The organism is Pelomonas cellulosilytica (assembly GCF_021353265.1).
Classification (GTDB): Bacteria; Pseudomonadota; Gammaproteobacteria; order Burkholderiales; family Burkholderiaceae_C; genus Pelomonas; species Pelomonas cellulosilytica.
Genome location: NZ_JAJTWU010000002.1, coordinates 717002 through 732366 on the forward strand (window position 1 = coordinate 717002; position 15365 = coordinate 732366).

At 64.6% G+C, this 15365-nt stretch carries 12 protein-coding genes; 7 read left to right on the plus strand and 5 right to left on the minus strand.

Translation table 11 applies throughout. The features are described 5' to 3' along the window. Positions 1-72: 72 nt before the first annotated feature. Positions 73-558, minus strand: coding sequence for an Lrp/AsnC family transcriptional regulator (locus LXT13_RS07180; protein ID WP_233371138.1), 486 nt, complete (start codon positions 556-558; stop codon positions 73-75). 121 nt (positions 559-679) lie between these two features. On the opposite strand from LXT13_RS07180, the gene glmS reads away from it, so the two are divergent. Further along, positions 680-2557 (plus strand): glutamine--fructose-6-phosphate transaminase (isomerizing), encoded by a 1878-nt coding sequence (glmS, locus tag LXT13_RS07185; RefSeq protein WP_233371139.1) that lies wholly within the window; start codon positions 680-682, stop codon positions 2555-2557. A 205-nt stretch (positions 2558-2762) separates the two neighbouring features. On the opposite strand, the gene LXT13_RS07190 is transcribed toward glmS, so the two are convergent. Genes LXT13_RS07190 through istA form a run of 3 tightly spaced genes read right to left on the minus strand, consistent with a single transcriptional unit; the run spans position 2763 to position 5312 of the window. Then, positions 2763-2972, minus strand: a complete 210-nt coding sequence (locus tag LXT13_RS07190; RefSeq protein WP_233371140.1) for a hypothetical protein — start codon at positions 2970-2972, stop codon at positions 2763-2765. Continuing rightward, positions 2969-3769, minus strand: coding sequence for an IS21-like element helper ATPase IstB (istB, locus tag LXT13_RS07195; RefSeq protein ID WP_233371141.1), 801 nt, complete (start codon positions 3767-3769; stop codon positions 2969-2971). Before istB ends, LXT13_RS07190 begins: the two co-directional genes overlap by 4 nt. Then, a complete protein-coding gene (gene istA / locus LXT13_RS07200; RefSeq protein WP_233371142.1) occupies positions 3762-5312 on the minus strand; it encodes an IS21 family transposase in 1551 nt (516 codons plus the stop codon). The genes istB and istA overlap by 8 nt, the downstream gene beginning before the upstream one ends. A gap of 1314 nt (positions 5313-6626) precedes the next feature. Between istA and LXT13_RS07205 the strand changes: the two genes are divergently transcribed. The 6 genes from LXT13_RS07205 to LXT13_RS07230 all read left to right on the plus strand — a co-directional run bounded on the left by LXT13_RS07205 (position 6627) and on the right by LXT13_RS07230 (position 14183). Continuing rightward, positions 6627-6932, plus strand: a complete 306-nt coding sequence (locus LXT13_RS07205) for a hypothetical protein (RefSeq protein WP_233371143.1) — start codon at positions 6627-6629, stop codon at positions 6930-6932. 603 nt (positions 6933-7535) lie between these two features. Beyond that, positions 7536-7808: a DNA-binding protein gene (locus LXT13_RS07210; protein ID WP_233371144.1), complete on the plus strand. Its 273-nt coding sequence runs from the start codon at positions 7536-7538 to the stop codon at positions 7806-7808. A gap of 192 nt (positions 7809-8000) precedes the next feature. After that, positions 8001-8963, plus strand: a complete 963-nt coding sequence (locus tag LXT13_RS07215) for a PDDEXK family nuclease (RefSeq protein ID WP_233371145.1) — start codon at positions 8001-8003, stop codon at positions 8961-8963. Positions 8964-8965: 2 nt separating this feature from the next. After that, complete coding sequence (locus LXT13_RS07220; protein WP_233371146.1) at positions 8966-11020, plus strand: hypothetical protein; 2055 nt, start codon at positions 8966-8968, stop codon at positions 11018-11020. Further along, positions 11017-12447, plus strand: a complete 1431-nt coding sequence (locus LXT13_RS07225) for an ATP-binding protein (RefSeq protein ID WP_233371147.1) — start codon at positions 11017-11019, stop codon at positions 12445-12447. Before LXT13_RS07220 ends, LXT13_RS07225 begins: the two co-directional genes overlap by 4 nt. Then, positions 12444-14183, plus strand: coding sequence for a TnsD family Tn7-like transposition protein (locus LXT13_RS07230; RefSeq protein ID WP_233371148.1), 1740 nt, complete (start codon positions 12444-12446; stop codon positions 14181-14183). The genes LXT13_RS07225 and LXT13_RS07230 overlap by 4 nt, the downstream gene beginning before the upstream one ends. Here the strand turns inward: LXT13_RS07230 and LXT13_RS07235 are convergent. Next, on the minus strand, positions 14122-15234 hold the full coding sequence (locus LXT13_RS07235) for a TniQ family protein (protein ID WP_233371149.1): 1113 nt from the start codon (positions 15232-15234) through the stop codon (positions 14122-14124). The two genes, LXT13_RS07230 and LXT13_RS07235, sit on opposite strands and share 62 nt — an antisense overlap. Positions 15235-15365: the final 131 nt, after the last annotated feature.

Genomic DNA, 15365 nt, shown 5'->3' on the forward strand with positions numbered 1-15365 from the left:
TCCTTTGGGAGGGCGGCCCCGCGATTCTGGGGGTGGCCCATGACGCCCGGCGGCGCCGCGAGCGACCTCGAACTAGGGGCTAGCCGGCAGGCCGATGCGGGTGTCGAACTTGGCCCGCTTCACGCTGAAAAAGGCCTTGATGTTGCGCACGTTGGCGTCCTGCGTCAGCAGGCGCTGCGTCAGTGCGTGATAGGCCTGCATGTCCGCCACCTGCACGACGAGCACGAAGTCCGGCCCCGGAGACACGCGCCAGCACTGCTGTACGGCGGCCTCCTGTACGGCGCGCGCCTCGAAGGCGTCCAGGTGCTCGGCGCCTTGGCGGTCCAGCGTCACCTCCAGCAGCGCCGACAGGCCGGCGCCCAGCTTGTCTGGCGACAACAGCGCCACGCGGCGCTCGATGATGCCGGCATCCACGAGGCGCTTCACGCGCCGCAGGCAGGTAGCCGGTGACACGGCCACGCGCGCGGCCAGATCCTGGTTGCTCAATGACGCGTCGCTCTGCAGGACGTCCAGCAGGCGCAAGTCGATGGTGTCGATATCGTTCGCGTTTTGCTTCATGGAGAAAGAAAATTTCTCGCTGCAGTATGGATGAAATATTCGTTCAGTTATTAATGAAATTTGCACGCATATGCCTTTGCGGCTTGCCTAGCATGCGTCACCCCAAGACACGGAGACCTCCATGTGCGGCATCGTCGGCGCAGTCAGCCAGCGCAACATCGTTCCCATCCTGCTCGAAGGCCTGAAGCGGCTGGAGTACCGCGGCTATGACTCCTGTGGTGTCGCCGTGCACCAGGGGGGCGGCCTGAAGCGCGCGCGCAGCACGTCGCGCGTGGCGGAGCTGCAAGCCCAGGCCGATCAGGACGGCATAGCGTCCGGCACCGGAATCGCTCACACGCGCTGGGCCACGCATGGCGCGCCGGCCGTGCACAACGCCCACCCGCACTTCTCCGCCGGCCCGGCCGGGTCGGCTGAGGCCGTGGGTCAATCCGTTGGGCGGGTGGCACTCGTGCACAACGGCATCATCGAGAACCACGACGAGCTGCGCGCCGAACTCAAGGCTCGCGGCTACCAGTTCGCCAGCCAGACCGACACCGAGGTCATCGCCCACCTCGTTGACCACTACTACAACGGCGACCTGCTCGAGGCCGTGCAACAGGCGCTGCCGCGCCTGAAGGGTGCCTACGCCGTGGCCGTGTTCTGCCGCGACGAGCCGCACCGCGTCGTGGCCGCGCGCGAGGGCTCGCCGCTAGTGCTGGGCGTGGGTGAGGGCCATGGCGAGAACTTCGTCGCCTCCGACGCGATGGCGCTGGCCGGCGTGACCGACCAGATCGTCTACCTCGAAGAGGGCGACGTCGTCGACCTGCAACTGGGCCGCTACTGGATCAGCCGGCTGGACGCTCAGACCGGCCGTTACGCCGCCGTGCAGCGGCCGGTCAAGACTGTGCACGCGCACAGCGGCGCGGCCGAGCTTGGCCCCTACCGGCACTACATGCAGAAGGAAATCTTCGAGCAGCCCACGGCCATCGCCAACACGCTCGAAGCCATCACCGGCATCTCGCCGGAGCTCTTCGGAGACGGCGCCTACCGTGTCTTCAAGGATGTGGACAAGGTGCTCATCCTGGCCTGCGGCACCAGTTACTACTCGGGCTCCACCGCCAAGTATTGGCTGGAGAGCATCGCCAGGATCCCGACCTCCGTCGAGATCGCCAGCGAGTACCGCTACCGCGACAGCGTGCCGGACCCGAAGACCCTCGTCGTCACCATCAGCCAGAGCGGCGAGACGGCCGACACCATCGCCGCGCTCAAGCACGCCCGCGCGCAGGGCATGCCGCACACGCTCACCATCTGCAACGTCGCCACCAGCGCCATGGTGCGCGAGTGCGAACTGGCCTACATCACTCGCGCCGGTGCCGAGATCGGCGTGGCCTCCACGAAGGCCTTCACGACGCAGCTCGTGGGCCTGTTCCTTCTGACGCTGGCGTTGGCGCAGACGCGCGGCCAGCTCAGCGAGGCCGACGAAGCCCAGCACCTGAAGGATCTGCGCCACCTGCCCGTGGCCGTGCAGGCCGTGCTGGCGTTGGAGCCGCAGGTCATCGCGTGGAGCGAGGAATTTGCCCGCAAGGAAAACGCTCTCTTCCTAGGCCGCGGCCTGCATTACCCGATCGCGCTGGAAGGTGCGCTCAAGCTCAAGGAGATCAGCTACATCCACGCCGAGGCCTATCCGGCCGGCGAGCTGAAGCACGGGCCACTGGCGCTGGTGACCGCCGAAATGCCCGTTGTGACCGTGGCGCCCAACGACGCGTTGCTGGAAAAGCTCAAGAGCAACATGCAGGAAGTCCGCGCCCGTGGCGGTCAGCTCTATGTCTTTGCCGATGGTGACACCGCCATCGAAAGCGAACCCGGCTTGCACGTCATTCGCATGCCCGAGCACTACGGCGCGTTGTCGCCCATCCTGCACGTCGTGCCGCTGCAGCTGCTGGCGTATCACACGGCTTGCGCACGGGGGACGGATGTCGACAAGCCCCGTAACCTCGCCAAGAGTGTGACGGTGGAGTAGGGTGGTCCCTGAACCCGTGAGTCCAACAAATAAAGTCCGTCGGTGTTAGCGCTGATGTAAATCCGCTTCTATTCGCTGGCGAGGTGTCGGATTTGGTGGCGTGGACTTGCGGTGAAGCGGGCACGGCCCAATGGCATCAGGGCCTGCGTGCAGGCCCTGATGGGGTGGGGGCCTGCGCCGGTCGGCGTGGCCGCTGTTCGGAGGGTCAGAACGGCTCGTCGGGATCGAACTCTGGCGGGGCCGGGTCAGGCAGGAGCTGTGCGCGCCAGGCCTGCTGCATCTGGGGGCCATAGGCGGCCCATAGGGCCTGGCGCATGGCCTGCAGGCACTCGGCGACGGCCAGTGCTTGCTCGGGCGTCCAGTGCGTGGGTACGACCGGTGCGGCTGGCGAAGGCCGTGACTGTGGCGCGCTCATGCGGCGGCCTTGCGGGACCGTGCTGGCGCGGCCTTGGCCGAGCGTGCAGCCAGGCGCTGCGCCTCGCGCTCTTGCGCTTCCTTGGCCCGGTAGGACTCGCCGTCGATGCGGACCACCTCGGCGCGGTGCATGAGCCTGTCGATCAACGACACCACGCAGGCCGCATTGGGGAAGACCTCGCCCCAGTCGGCGAACGCTCGGTTCGTCGTCACCACCGTGCTCTTGTTCTGGTAGCGCCGGCTCACCAGCTCGAACAGCAGATCGGCGTGGCGGTTGGAGTACGAGAGGTAGCCGACCTCGTCGATGATCAACACGTCCGGAGCGGCGTACTGGCGCAGCTTGCGGCGCAAGCCCGAGTCGCTGTCCAGTGCGGCGAGTTCGCCCAGCAACTGCCCGGCGGTGGTGAACAGCGCGGTGTGCCCGGCCAGCACCGCCTGGTAGCCGATGTTGCAGGCACACATGGACTTGCCCACCCCGTTGGGGCCGACCAGGACGACGTTGCTGGCGTCCTTGACGAACTCCAACGTCATCAGTTCTTCGACGGCACCGCGGTCGATCTGCTTGGGCCAGGTCCAGTCGAAGTCGGCCAGCGGCTTAAAGCGCCCGATGTGGGCCTCGCGCAGGCGGCGCTCCAGGCTGCGCCGGCTGCGCTCGGCGGCCTCCCAGCCCAGCATCTGCGCCACCCAGTGCGCCTGCTCGGGCTGCGCCATCACCTCGCCCCAGTGCTCGATCAGGCCATGCAGGCGAAGTGAGGCGGCCTGCTCGCGCAGCGCGGCCGGTGTGGCGATGTCATTCATCGGGGCTCTCCGGTGGATCCTGGGGGTGGTCGGGTTCCTGCTCGTGCTGACGCTCCGGCTGGCGGTCATAGGACCGCAAGTCGTGGGTGCGCACCGGTGCGTCACGCTTGGCGACGTGCTCGGGCAGCACCAGCGCCACCGGCGGCGGCTCGCCGTTGGCCGCGCGGGCGCGCTCCAACTCTGATCGCACGGCGTTGGGGTGGGCTGCGTCGCGCGCCAACGCCTCGGTGATGGCCGCCTGCAGTGCGGCGGCGCCCCAGCGCTCGAGCAGCCGCATCAGCGCGGCGGTGATTGAGCCCAGGTTCTCGCCGCGCGCGCCGGCGCGCTTGAGCAACTCGGCGCTGGCCGGGGCGGCGACACCCAAGCGGTCGCAGGCGCGGTGAGCCCTGCCGGCGCGCTTGGCATCGACCAGGCGCTGCAGATGGGCGTCATCCTCGATCTGCGCGTGGCTGTCCCAGCAGCGCCGGTGACGTGCCAGCTCGGTGGCGCCGTCGAGCACGCGCACCCACTGCTCGTCGGCCAGCACCGTCAGCGTGCGCCGCACATGGGTGTGCGGCACCGAGTAGTCGTTGGTGTCGAAGCGCACGTAGGGCGTCTTGCCGACATTGGCGGCCACGCGCTCGCCCAGGGCGAAGGCCGTCTCGGGCAGCGTCATCAAGCTGCGGCCCTCGGCCTCGAAGGCCTGGCGCACGCTCAAGGCGCCGTCCTCGGGCCAACGCCGGTCCGCGGCCAAGCCCAGGCACCACAGCCGCGCCTGCGCGTTGAGGTCAGCCAAGTCGGTGAACGAGCGGCCGGCGAAGAAGCTGTCGCGGATGTAGCGTATCGCCCGCTCTACGCGGCCCTTCTCATTGCCGCGCGCCACGGCCACCGGGCGCGGTTCGAAGCGGTAGTGCGCCGCCAGAGCGAGCAGTTGGGGGTTGAAGCGGATCGAACTGCCGCTGACATGATCCACGCGCTCCAGCACCGCGCTCTTGAGGTTGTCGTACAGGGCGACCCTCGGACAGCCGTTGAAGGCGATGAAGGCCTCGACATGGCCGCGCAGGAAGCTGTCCATGCGGGCGTCCAGGAAGAAGCGCAGGAAGATCATGCGCGAGTGGCTGAGCACCATGACGAAGGCCATCAGCGGGCGCCGGGCGCGACCGATCTGCAGGTGGCCGAGGTGGGCCCAATCGACCTGCGCCTGCTCACCGGGCAGCGTGCGCAGGCGCAGGTAGGCCTCGGCCACTGGACGCGGACGCAGCCCGGCGACAAGGGCTCGGAAGTGCGAGGTGCTGCCCACATAGCCGCGCTCGCTGACCATGGCGTGCAGGCGCGCCGCGGTGAGCGTGGGGAACTTGGTCAGCGTGGCCAGGAGGAAGGGCCGGTAAGCATCGATGCGGCTGGGACGCAGCGCAGAGGTGTGCACCGGCGCGCAGTTGCCCGCGAGCACGCGGCGCACGACGTCGCGGTGCACATGCAGTTGCCGGGCGATGGTGCCCACGCGCCACTTCTCCACGGCATGCAGCCGCAGAATCTGCGCGACCAGGTCAGGGGCTACGGTCATGGCGCCACCCTGAACGCACTGGGCGCGGACCACGACGAAGGAAGTCCTGGCGCACCCAGGCGAGCTGCGGCCTGCCGCAGCGCCGGCACCGCCAGGGCGTGGTGGCGTTGGTCGCCACGGTGATAGGGACGGCGTTGGGGATGATGGTCGCCGTGTCCGCACGCACCGGCGCCGAGGTAGGGGTCTGTGTCCATACAGCCAGTGGAGCCGTAACCACCTCGGGCGGGCAACCCTGGTGCGTCACGTTCTTCTCGAGGCCACCATCGCCACCTTCACCGCGCTCACGGCACCGTTGGCGCCAGCGCCGCGACCGCTCGGCGTGGGCAAGCCGGCCCCGCCGAGACCGTTGGTATCGGCTCGCGCTCTCGCGCCGGGCTGCGTCGCGCGCCAGGCACCGGCACTGCCGGCCACAGTAGCGGTTGCCACGATCGCAGTGGCTGCACAGCACGACCTGCACACGGCAACGCGCGCACAGGAACAGCCGCCCAGGACCATCCATACACACCCCGGTCTTCAACCGAAGTTGCAGTGCTGGACGGACGCGTCCCAGCGATGCCACACTGAGGCGGCACCACCTTCATCGGCACGGTGTAGGGCGCGGTACGGTTGTCAGGCTTCCCGGCGAGATTGGCCGTTGCCGCGCCCACCTTCTTCGGCATGAGCGCTGTTGTATCCCGAGTGCCGCCCTGTACCACGACGGGCGCACCGCGGAAGTCAGAACCTCCCCCTTGATCCGCAGCCTCCGCGTTGGCATTGCGCCCACGCCATCGGCTGCGCCTGCCCGGCCGCCCTGCAGGGGCAGGGCGGCCGGGCAGGCGCAATCCCTCCAACTCATCGGTCGATCAGCTCAAGATCAAATCCGACACCTCACCAGCGAATAAGCGCGGTTCCTGACCAGCGTTCACACCGTCGGGCCTAAATAAAGTCCGTCGGGCTCTTTCCACATTGCGGAAAGGGTCGGATGGCAGATGCAGGAATGAGCACGACGAGAACCGCAGCAGCAGCGGCTCAGCGAGTCAACATCGCGCCGCCGCAGCGCTGTCGGCCAAGTTCAGCTGCGTCCTAGTTCGACTCGAAAAGCTGAAACGCGGGACGAAGGTTGGTGCGGGGTGTCGGGAAGATTGCTATCTCCCGTGACGTGCCAAACGCCAGCCTCCCGATAGACCGCAGCGACTAGCAGACTCACCACAGCATCGGAATACGCAGGCCGGGGCGATCGGACTAGTGGCGAGCCTTCCTGGCCTTCTTGCGATCCATGGCACTCATGACCTCCCATGCATACACTGACCGCAGGACGCATGGCTTCCAAGCGTCATGTGGGACGCCACCCTCGTCCACTGGGTGCGCCGCTTCAAGTTCTTGCGCGATCGATCCGACGGCGACCCTGTATTGAGCTTCGCTGAGCCAGCAGACGTAGGGCAGTTCTACCTTCTGGAAAAAGTGTCGATCGACGTACTCCGCCAGAGGTACGAGAAGCCCGTGATCCATAAGCCACGGTGCCTGGACAAGGAGAACAAGAAAGACATGCTCGGCGAACAGTCGCGCCATCCGTTCGCATCTTTGATCGATGCTCGTTCGGAGCATTACCAGCAGGCAAGCGAGGTCGTCCAAGCTGGCTGACAGCGCCATGCTGAGCACCGGCGTGCGATAGGCCCGAGGACAGTCGGGCAGAGCTGATCCAGCAGGTCGTAGAAGCTGAACGAACGCGCGCGACTTGGCGACGGGCAACCGTTTCTGAACCTCTTCTATGACCCACGAGAGCGGCGCGTCAGCCCGCAGTGCGGGCCAAAGAGCAAGTGACCAGGTTGCGGAACTGCCGGGGCCCCTGGCCTCCATTTCGGCAACCAGCTCGAGGCTAGGTGAGCGCTGGCCCCTGAAACGTTCGGACCACTGCCTGCGCACGACCTCCCACCTCTCAGACGCTCGTGGATCGTCCGCCAGGCACCAGTTGATCAGATCCGCTAATGGTTTGACGTTCGCCTGGATAGCTACTTCCCACGACCAGGCGATCGTCGAAAAAAAATCGACGAGGTCTCGACGCGAAAGTGGTCCGCTTTTCAACGCGAAAGTGTCGTGAGACAGAGAAACCAACGCTGTATCAATCACTTGCAGCAGCGGCCGGCCAGGCTCGCCCTACGAACGTTGCAGATGTTCAGGTTGTACCAAGCGTCCTAGCATCGCGCAGCCCCCTCGTCGGCGTCATTTGAGTGTTTGGTATCAAACTTGATCAACTCGACTGCCTTGCAACCAGACCCGCTCGCTCTTGACGCGGTTCGGCGCCGCTTCTACAGCCAGGGCAAGACAGTCACTGATTGGGCCCGTGAGCATGGCTTCGACGTGCACCTGGTCTACGGGGTGTTGAACGGCCGGCTGCGGGCACGCCGCGGCGAATCCCATCGCATCGCTGTGGCGCTAGGGCTCAAAGCCGTCGAGGACAGCGTGCACTCTGCAACCGTCGATGCAACAAACAGCACGGAGGCGTCGATGAAACCCTGAAGCCCAAAAACGCGAAAGCCGCAGGCGGTGGAACGCTTGCGGCCTTCTGAGACGTATCGAGGGGAACCCTCAAATTTCCAGGTGTGGAAAAAAATGTACCCGCCCCTTCAGCGCGGGTCAAGGGTGTCCCTCGTCTATTCACGAGCATCGCGGCGAGCCCGCGCGAAAGGACACCTTATGGCCCTGAGGCGGATGACATTCGCCCGACTGCAACAGATCTACCGTCGCCAAGATCCGCCGGCATGGGGCGCGAGCTACCAGCCTGGCATCCTGGCCACACGGGAAGAGGCCCCCAACATCTCGCGAGCCGCGCAGATGTGGTCCCAGAAGCTGCAGCGCTACGTTCATGCGCTCTCGGCGACCGAGCAGGCGGCAGTCCGGCTGGCGCTGTTTCATCCCCAGCTGTTTGAGCTGCAGGAACAGAGGATGCTGCCCGTGACTGAGCGGCAACATCCGTTGGTCGGCCATCCGCGAGCTGTCGGCATGGAGCTTTCACCGCTGCCAGGCACGGTCATCGTTGCCGAACGGCTCGATCTCCTAAGGGTTCACGGCTGGATCCGGCACCACGACGCCGACGTCCAGGAGACGAAGCTGGTCCCGACGCCAATGTTTGGCGACCTGCTGCTCTTTCTCGCCGACGAGCGCGGCCCGTACGCCGTCAACTGGACCATCAAGCATGCTGACGAGGATTTCGGCCGTTCGGTCAACCTGCGCAGCCGCGTGCGCAATGCTGTAGCTGACGCGAGCGCTGCGCGCGCCAGGCACGCAATCGAGGAACAGCTCTACCTCGATGGGGGCATCCGGACGGTTCGAGTTGTCGCGGATACGGTGCCTCAGAAGCTTGACCACAACCTCCGCCTTCTCTTCTTGCATCAACGCCCGATGCGCTTGCTTGAGCATGGCATCCAGCGGGAGCTCGAAGACCGGATACGCGCCGGCATCGGTGGCGAGCCGCCACAAGCTGCTCTGCTTGGCGTCACCCATCGCCATAGTTGCGACTATCAGGACGTTCGCCATGCCTTCTTCTGCATGCTCTGGGAACGGCGCGTGAAGGTGGAACTCATCGACGAGCTGATCCTGGTAGATCGGCCGCTCAATGCGGAGCGCAACCCGGTGTTGACGCGTTACTCCCACCTGTTCAGCAGGGAGGTTTGATCGTGCAACTCACAGAACAGCTCCACGCCCCACATGGCTTTGAATGCTTGTTGGCGGGCATCACGTATCACCTGATGTTCAACGATGTCGGTCGCAACCGAGTGGTCCTCGTAACCTTCAACGCGCCTGCCGAGGATTGTTTAGAAGAACCTCCGCGAACGGCGCCTGGCAGGCCGAGGGCGGTGCAAACCTTCCTTCGGCGCGACCGATTCGAGGAGGCGGTAAAAAGTGGATTGATCACTTCAAGCCCTTTGCAGCGCGAATTGCCTCACTGGCTCGGCAACATCACGACGGCCGAGCTGATGGAGCATGACCGCAATGCTCGCGACCAGCGTCGGCCCCACACAGAACGGATCGACGGACAGCTCGCGCACCTCTGGCCCGCGATCGAACGGGTGCGGGAGATCTTCGAGGCTGAAGACCCGGCGGCGGCGTTGAACAAGTTGGCCCGCGCTTGCTCGCCCGTCCAAAACGCGTCCCGATTCCGACTGGCCTTCTTCGCCTACATCGCGTTTGGACGGGAAAGACTAGCGCTGCACTACAACATCGAGTCCATTGGCAGATGGGACCGCGCAACCCATGACAAGAAGTTCGGTCGAGCGTCCAAGCTTGGTGCCTGGCACGGCTACAGCTCATGCGATGACGAACTGCAGCGCAAATGCCGCGAGGGCTATGCGGAGTTCGCGACGCCGCGTACTTCCATGCGGTCGATTTATCGACAGACGCTGGTCAAGTTCTTCGGCTGCAGGCCTGTCACCGGAGTCGACGGCCGCATGACATTCATTCACCCAAGTGGACTTCCATTTCCGACGGCTGGGCAATTTCAGTATCGCGTCGGCCAGGCATTCGACCTGGAAACCCGCCAACTTCTGAAGTACGGTCGAGAACGTGTCAGGTCGAGAATCGCCGAACCGCGCGGCAGGTTCACTGACGCCGTCGCGTATGCCATGGAGACGCTGCAGTCCGATGCCTACTTCGTAGAGGACGTGTCTCAGGGCTACCTTGAAGGCAGCCATCTCCCCCGGCTGTGTGTGGTGCGAATCATCTGCATCGCCTCCGGCGTGATCGTCGGCATCGGCTTCTCGTTGAAGGGGGAGACCGCTGAGGCCTACCGCATGGCCAAGTTCTGCATGGCGGTCGACAAGGTCTGGTTCTGCAGCCTCTTCGGCATCAAGATCACCGAGGACGACTGGCCAACCGCCGGCTTGCCATTGCATGACGTCACCGACCGCGGTCCGGGCGCAACCGCCGGCGGAGATACCGTCGAGATAGCGCTCATGCCAATCATCAGGGAGCTTGCGCCTGCGCACTCCGGTCAGTCCAAGGCCAACGTGGAAACGCGGCATCCGAAAGGGGTAAAGCTTGAAGGCGCGCCTCGGGTCACGATCACCCGGCAGACGCTGTGCCAACTTGCCACTCGCGAAATCTGGCGGGTCATCGATTCCAACAAGACCACGGACGTCATCTCGCGGCTGGGGCCAGAAGCTTTGGCTGCTGGAGTATTGGCAACACCGATCGGCTTCTGGAACTACCTGACGCGGCTGGGCCGAACGATGGCTTACCGAATCCCGCGTGAGCAGGCAATTCGCGCCTACCTAAAGAAGATCGATCTGACCGTGGAAGACGGCGCCGTGTACTTCCTGGGCTTTCGCTACTGGTCTAAGGCGTTGCATGACAGCCAGATCTTGGCGAAAGGCGACCGCGTGGCTCAGGGCTACGCCTTTCCGATGTGCGTGCGGCACATCTTCCTGGATACGCCGGACGGCCTTCTCATGATCGACGCCACCTTCGGCATCCCGACGGCCGATGGAGAGCTTTTCCTCTCGATCGAGGAGCTTGAGCAACTGGCGGAACTGCGAAGCCGGGAGCGAGCTGCCCTTGCGATCCATCGAGAGGCGGCCAAGGCAGACGTGGCGGAGCGGTTCGAAGCGCAGACGGGAACCCAATACGAGCCGGTTGCACCTCAGCTGGGAAGGGCCAAACGCAGCGGCAACGCGTCGCTGGAAGAGGCGCGACAAGTTGCACCCATCCTGCGCGCGGGTGGAGGAAAGCGATGAGTGTCCAACTCGCTGTTGAGCCGCCTTGGGCGTCCTGGTTCGTCGGCCTGGAAACCGACGCCGACCTGCTGGCCCGAGTCACGCAGCGACCTGCCCAACTCGTTGGCCTGCACGGCAAGTCCGCAACGATCGCATGTGACGAACTCAGGAAAGCTTGGAAGCAGGTTTATCTACCCGGTGCTCAGCACCTCAGCGTTCTGCGGAAACTTGTCGACCGGGCCAAGCGGAATGCGATGGAGCGCCTGCCGTGCATGCGGGCCTATGAGGAAGCCGTCTACGCGCGGACGCCGGTCACCCTTCAGGAGCAAGAGATATGGGGGCTCACTGGCCTCGCTGGCGTTGGAAAGACGTCGTTGCAGCGTGCGCTCGCGCGCGCTCTCAAGCCTCCGGAGGGGTTCTGTCTTGCGCCAAGCGTGCAGGTTCCTTCAAGCCCTATCGTCCATCTCACGATGACTGCACAGCGATCAAGCCAGCCGATCCTGCGCCAACTGGCCAGCCCCGTGTTTGTGGCCAACCGGACCAACATCAGTCCCGACGATCTCGTGCGCCATCTGCGCGAAAGGCTCTTCGCTCAGGGAGCTTTGCTGATGCCTGTCGACGAGCTGCAGTCGATGACACGCAGCGAAAGCGCGACCACGCTGATCGCCAATCTACTGGTCGAGCTAAACGAATTGGGGCCTTATGTCATCTACTGCTTCAACTATTCCCTCGGTCACAAGCTCTTGCTGCGTCCCCAGGAGGACAAGGACCGCCTGCTAGCGAACCTCTTGCATCTCGACGCGCCGCGACGTGAGGATCCGTGCTGGAGAGATGTCGTCGCGGAGTACGTCGGGGTCGCGCCTGACCTCTTTGACATCGCACCGGAACGGGATAGCGACGAACTACACCAGCTGACAGGAGGCTTGTACCGGCTGCTGGGCTTCCTGCTGCTTGAGGCGTGCAGGACGGCGTGGCCAACGGCAGTTCAGCGCCGGGTGTCGATGGCGGACGTTCGCCGCGCATTTCAGTCCGGTGCCTATTGCAGCCAGCGCATCGATATCGAGACGCTGCAGTCCATCGGTGTGAACTCTCGAGATCGTGACCGTCGGCGAGACCTGGCGTGCCCGTTCCCTGACCTGGCTCGGTCTGCCGGTGGCGCTGCGGCAGTTGTCTCACCATCCGTCGCGAGGCGACCGACACCGGCGGCTGAATATGCGATGGAGAGCGCGCTGACGGTGGACGAGCGCCGCGTCCTTGTTGAACTTCGAGAGGGAGCAGACCAAGCTTCGAGCACTGGACGCAAACCCGCGACTGTCACCAAACTGCCCGCCCGCCAGTCCCTGACCGCACAAGCGCTGCTGGCTGGCGAGATGCTTATCACGCAGCCTAAGCGCAAAGGAGCGAAGGAACCGGGGCGCGCCGATGGATCGACCGAGGAGCCGCCTTGATTCCAACGCAAGCATCGCTCGGGGCGCGTATTCCGTGGCTGCCAGATGAAACCTTGTTCAGTTGGTGCAGCCGCTATCACCACCTGGCGGTCAATGGGCTTGCTTCGGCCACATGCTTGCAGCTGTTCGGCGGCCGCCGTCGAGGAGTGGCGCACGACTTTCCTGATGCCATCGGAGCCCTTGCCCAGCGCGCGGATGGTCTGGGTCCGGCCGAGCAGATCGTCCATGAGAGAACGCTACTGGCCTTTTATGCACCGTTCCGTGGGCGAGACCTCTTGGAGCTCGCTACGGCACAGCTGATCGAAGGGCGGGTAGGCCACCTGAAATACCAACTCGGCATGCTGACGAGCGGCCTGGGCGCTGCTCACCCGCTCAAAGCTTGCCCAGCGTGCATGACTTCAGATCGGCGCCAGTTCGGTGTCGCCTACTGGCGACGCGCGCACCAGTTGCCATCATCCTGGTACTGCGTAGACCATGGCGACCCGCTGCTGGTCTCACCACTCAAGCTCGACCAGCGTGCACGGTTTCAATGGGCACTTCCAGGGGGCGCTGGCCTAAGGCCATGGGCATCTGCTGAAGCGGCTGACAGCCACCGCGACATCGGCCGTCGCATGGCTGTCGTAGGTCTTGGCCTCTGCGGGCTGCCAGCTGGAAGGCTTGCCAGCTCTCGGAGCATTGCACGGGCGTTTCACAGCGGGCTGCGTCGCCGGGAGGTGCTGTGGCCATCAGGCAGGGTCTCGTGGCTTGCTCTGGATCCGGACCTTCGCCGTCACGCAGCTGCTCTGAATCATCTACCTCCATTTGCCCTGCAGATGGACGCGCTCGTTGCGCGGTCTCAGCTCGGTTGCATTTTGTCTGGTCGAGCGTTGACCCACCCGCTTCGATACGTGGCGTGGATCTGCATGGGGTTTGACTGCCTCGATGAGTTTGTTGAGGCCTATGACAACCCCGCGCCTATCGTCGGCAAGACGAGTTCGACGCAGGCGGTCTCGTTTGCCGATGAGGATGACCGGGCGGCAGCAGCGGTCCTGGCATTGCTGGACGGAAAGGAATCGCTGACCTCAGTTGCCCATCGGCTGGATGTTCACCCAACAACTGTTGCTGCTTGGTCTGCAAAGGCCGGGCTTCAGCCGGCCAGGCGGCCCAAGAAGTTGGTTGAGGCTCACTGGCTGTCGGCCATTGCGATGCTCTCCGACGGTCGGGCCAAGGCAGATGTAGCTCGGCAGATTGGAGTGGCCGAGGTGACCGTGACCAGAATCCTCAGAAGCGTTCCGGGACTGCAAGTGCGTTGGCACGAGGTTCGCCATGAGGCAGCTCGCGCGCAAGCGCGTCGCGCCTGGCTGGAAGTGGCGGCCGCCGCTGCCATGCTGGGGCGTGCGGCAGCCCGTCGAGCGGAGCCTGCGGCGTTCGCATGGCTGTATCGCAATGACCGTGTCTGGTTGCAGCAGCAGTCGCAACGGTTCAGCGGTGCACGATCCGGAAATGGCGCGGTACTTCGCCAGCGGCGCGCCGACGAGCGCTACGCCCGAGGCCTCGGCGCGGCTTTCTCCGCTTCGAAATCCTTCGCGCTCGGAGCATCTCTGCGCGCGTCAGATTGGGCGATCAGCGCCCCAGGATTGAGGAAGGTCCTGCGGGAGCCGGAGTGTTGGCCGCTGACGATGAAAGTTTTGCGGCTCATGCTGCTTGGAGACTCGCACCTGGTTGAGTCGCCATCGCTTTGGGAAGTGGATCTGTAGTCGATGTCCAAAGCTTGGCCGCATCGCGCAGCCAGCGCTCAAGTTGTTCGACGGCAACTCCGTGGGCGTTGCATGCCGCGGCCAGGCTTGATCCCCTGACAAAGTCCTGTCGGGCCGCAAAGAGCGCCGTGTCGGTGTGGCGCGCATGGTCGGCCCGGACTTGAGCGTCGGCCACTTCCAGCTGGCGCTGAATGTCGTCGACGGACTCGAATAGAGCAGCCAGCACCAGCGCACATGTCGCTCCTGGATACCCTACGTGCTTGTCTCTGCTCGGCCCATCTAGGCGCGGAAGGTAAGCCGCAGGAGCTTTGGACAGAACGTCTGGCCAGTAGAGCGCCAGCCACTCGGTGGGAAGGCGTTGTTTGACCAAATCGCTGACAAGAAGGCGCTTCCCAACCTGAGAGCATCGCAGCCCCATTGCCCGACAACCTTCGTACACGACTCGGTTGAGCGCAGTGCAGCTGTACACCGAGCTTCGCTGGAGCCAGCGGACCATCAGCTCGGCGTATCTACCCAACGCGCTCGAACCGTCGATAGCCGCAGGCACTGCACACCTTTCGCCGGCCGTCTGCGCGAGCACGTCGGATGGACGCTTCTCGAATGCGGTGGGTGTAAACCTCACCAACGCTTCTTGATGGACGGGGCACCAGTCCACGCCGGGCAAATGGTGCATGCGGCGCCAGTAGCTTAGTCCACCGCGCGCCGCGTCCTCTTGAGCGCAATGAGGGCACGCCAGCGCTTCGACATCAGATCGACGTGTGACGCCAGAGGACGACAGCTTCTCGGTGGATTGTTTCTCGATGCCCACAGCCCGGGCTGAGAAAGCCCGCTGCGCTGGGAGCGTCGTATGGCGAAACAACACCTCCTGCGGCGTTAGGCCTAGGCTCGCGGCGATCACGTCCAGAACTGTCGCAGGCACCGGAAGGCCCGTCACCATGCGCAGGCCGGCAATCAAGTTGGCAATGCTTGTGCAGCTATGCATAACGCTGCATCGACCGAGCCAACCGTCGAGAAGCTCATCCGGTTGCGGTTCAGGGAAGGAAAGGTTCATGGCGTCTGTTCCTCTTCGTTCCTGGAAGGCGTCAGCAAGGCCAGGCTGCGGATAACGACGGCGAGCGCACGTGCATGAGCTGGCGTTCCGTCCCAGACCTCCGCGAGCGCGTCTTGCAAGTCTTCGTTCGC

Excerpts from the sequence above, each read along its gene's own strand:
- istB (WP_233371141.1), bottom strand. The coding sequence starts at position 3,769 with ATGAATGACATCGCCACACCGGCCGCGCTGCGCGAGCAGGCCGCCTCA.
- istA (WP_233371142.1), bottom strand. The coding sequence starts at position 5,312 with ATGACCGTAGCCCCTGACCTGGTCGCGCAGATTCTGCGGCTGCATGCC.
- LXT13_RS07205 (WP_233371143.1), top strand. The coding sequence starts at position 6,627 with ATGTGGGACGCCACCCTCGTCCACTGGGTGCGCCGCTTCAAGTTCTTG.
- LXT13_RS07180 (WP_233371138.1), bottom strand. The coding sequence starts at position 558 with ATGAAGCAAAACGCGAACGATATCGACACCATCGACTTGCGCCTGCTG.
- glmS (WP_233371139.1), top strand. The coding sequence starts at position 680 with ATGTGCGGCATCGTCGGCGCAGTCAGCCAGCGCAACATCGTTCCCATC.
- LXT13_RS07215 (WP_233371145.1), top strand. The coding sequence starts at position 8,001 with ATGACATTCGCCCGACTGCAACAGATCTACCGTCGCCAAGATCCGCCG.
- LXT13_RS07235 (WP_233371149.1), bottom strand. The coding sequence starts at position 15,234 with ATGAACCTTTCCTTCCCTGAACCGCAACCGGATGAGCTTCTCGACGGT.
- LXT13_RS07225 (WP_233371147.1), top strand. The coding sequence starts at position 11,017 with ATGAGTGTCCAACTCGCTGTTGAGCCGCCTTGGGCGTCCTGGTTCGTC.
- LXT13_RS07190 (WP_233371140.1), bottom strand. The coding sequence starts at position 2,972 with ATGAGCGCGCCACAGTCACGGCCTTCGCCAGCCGCACCGGTCGTACCC.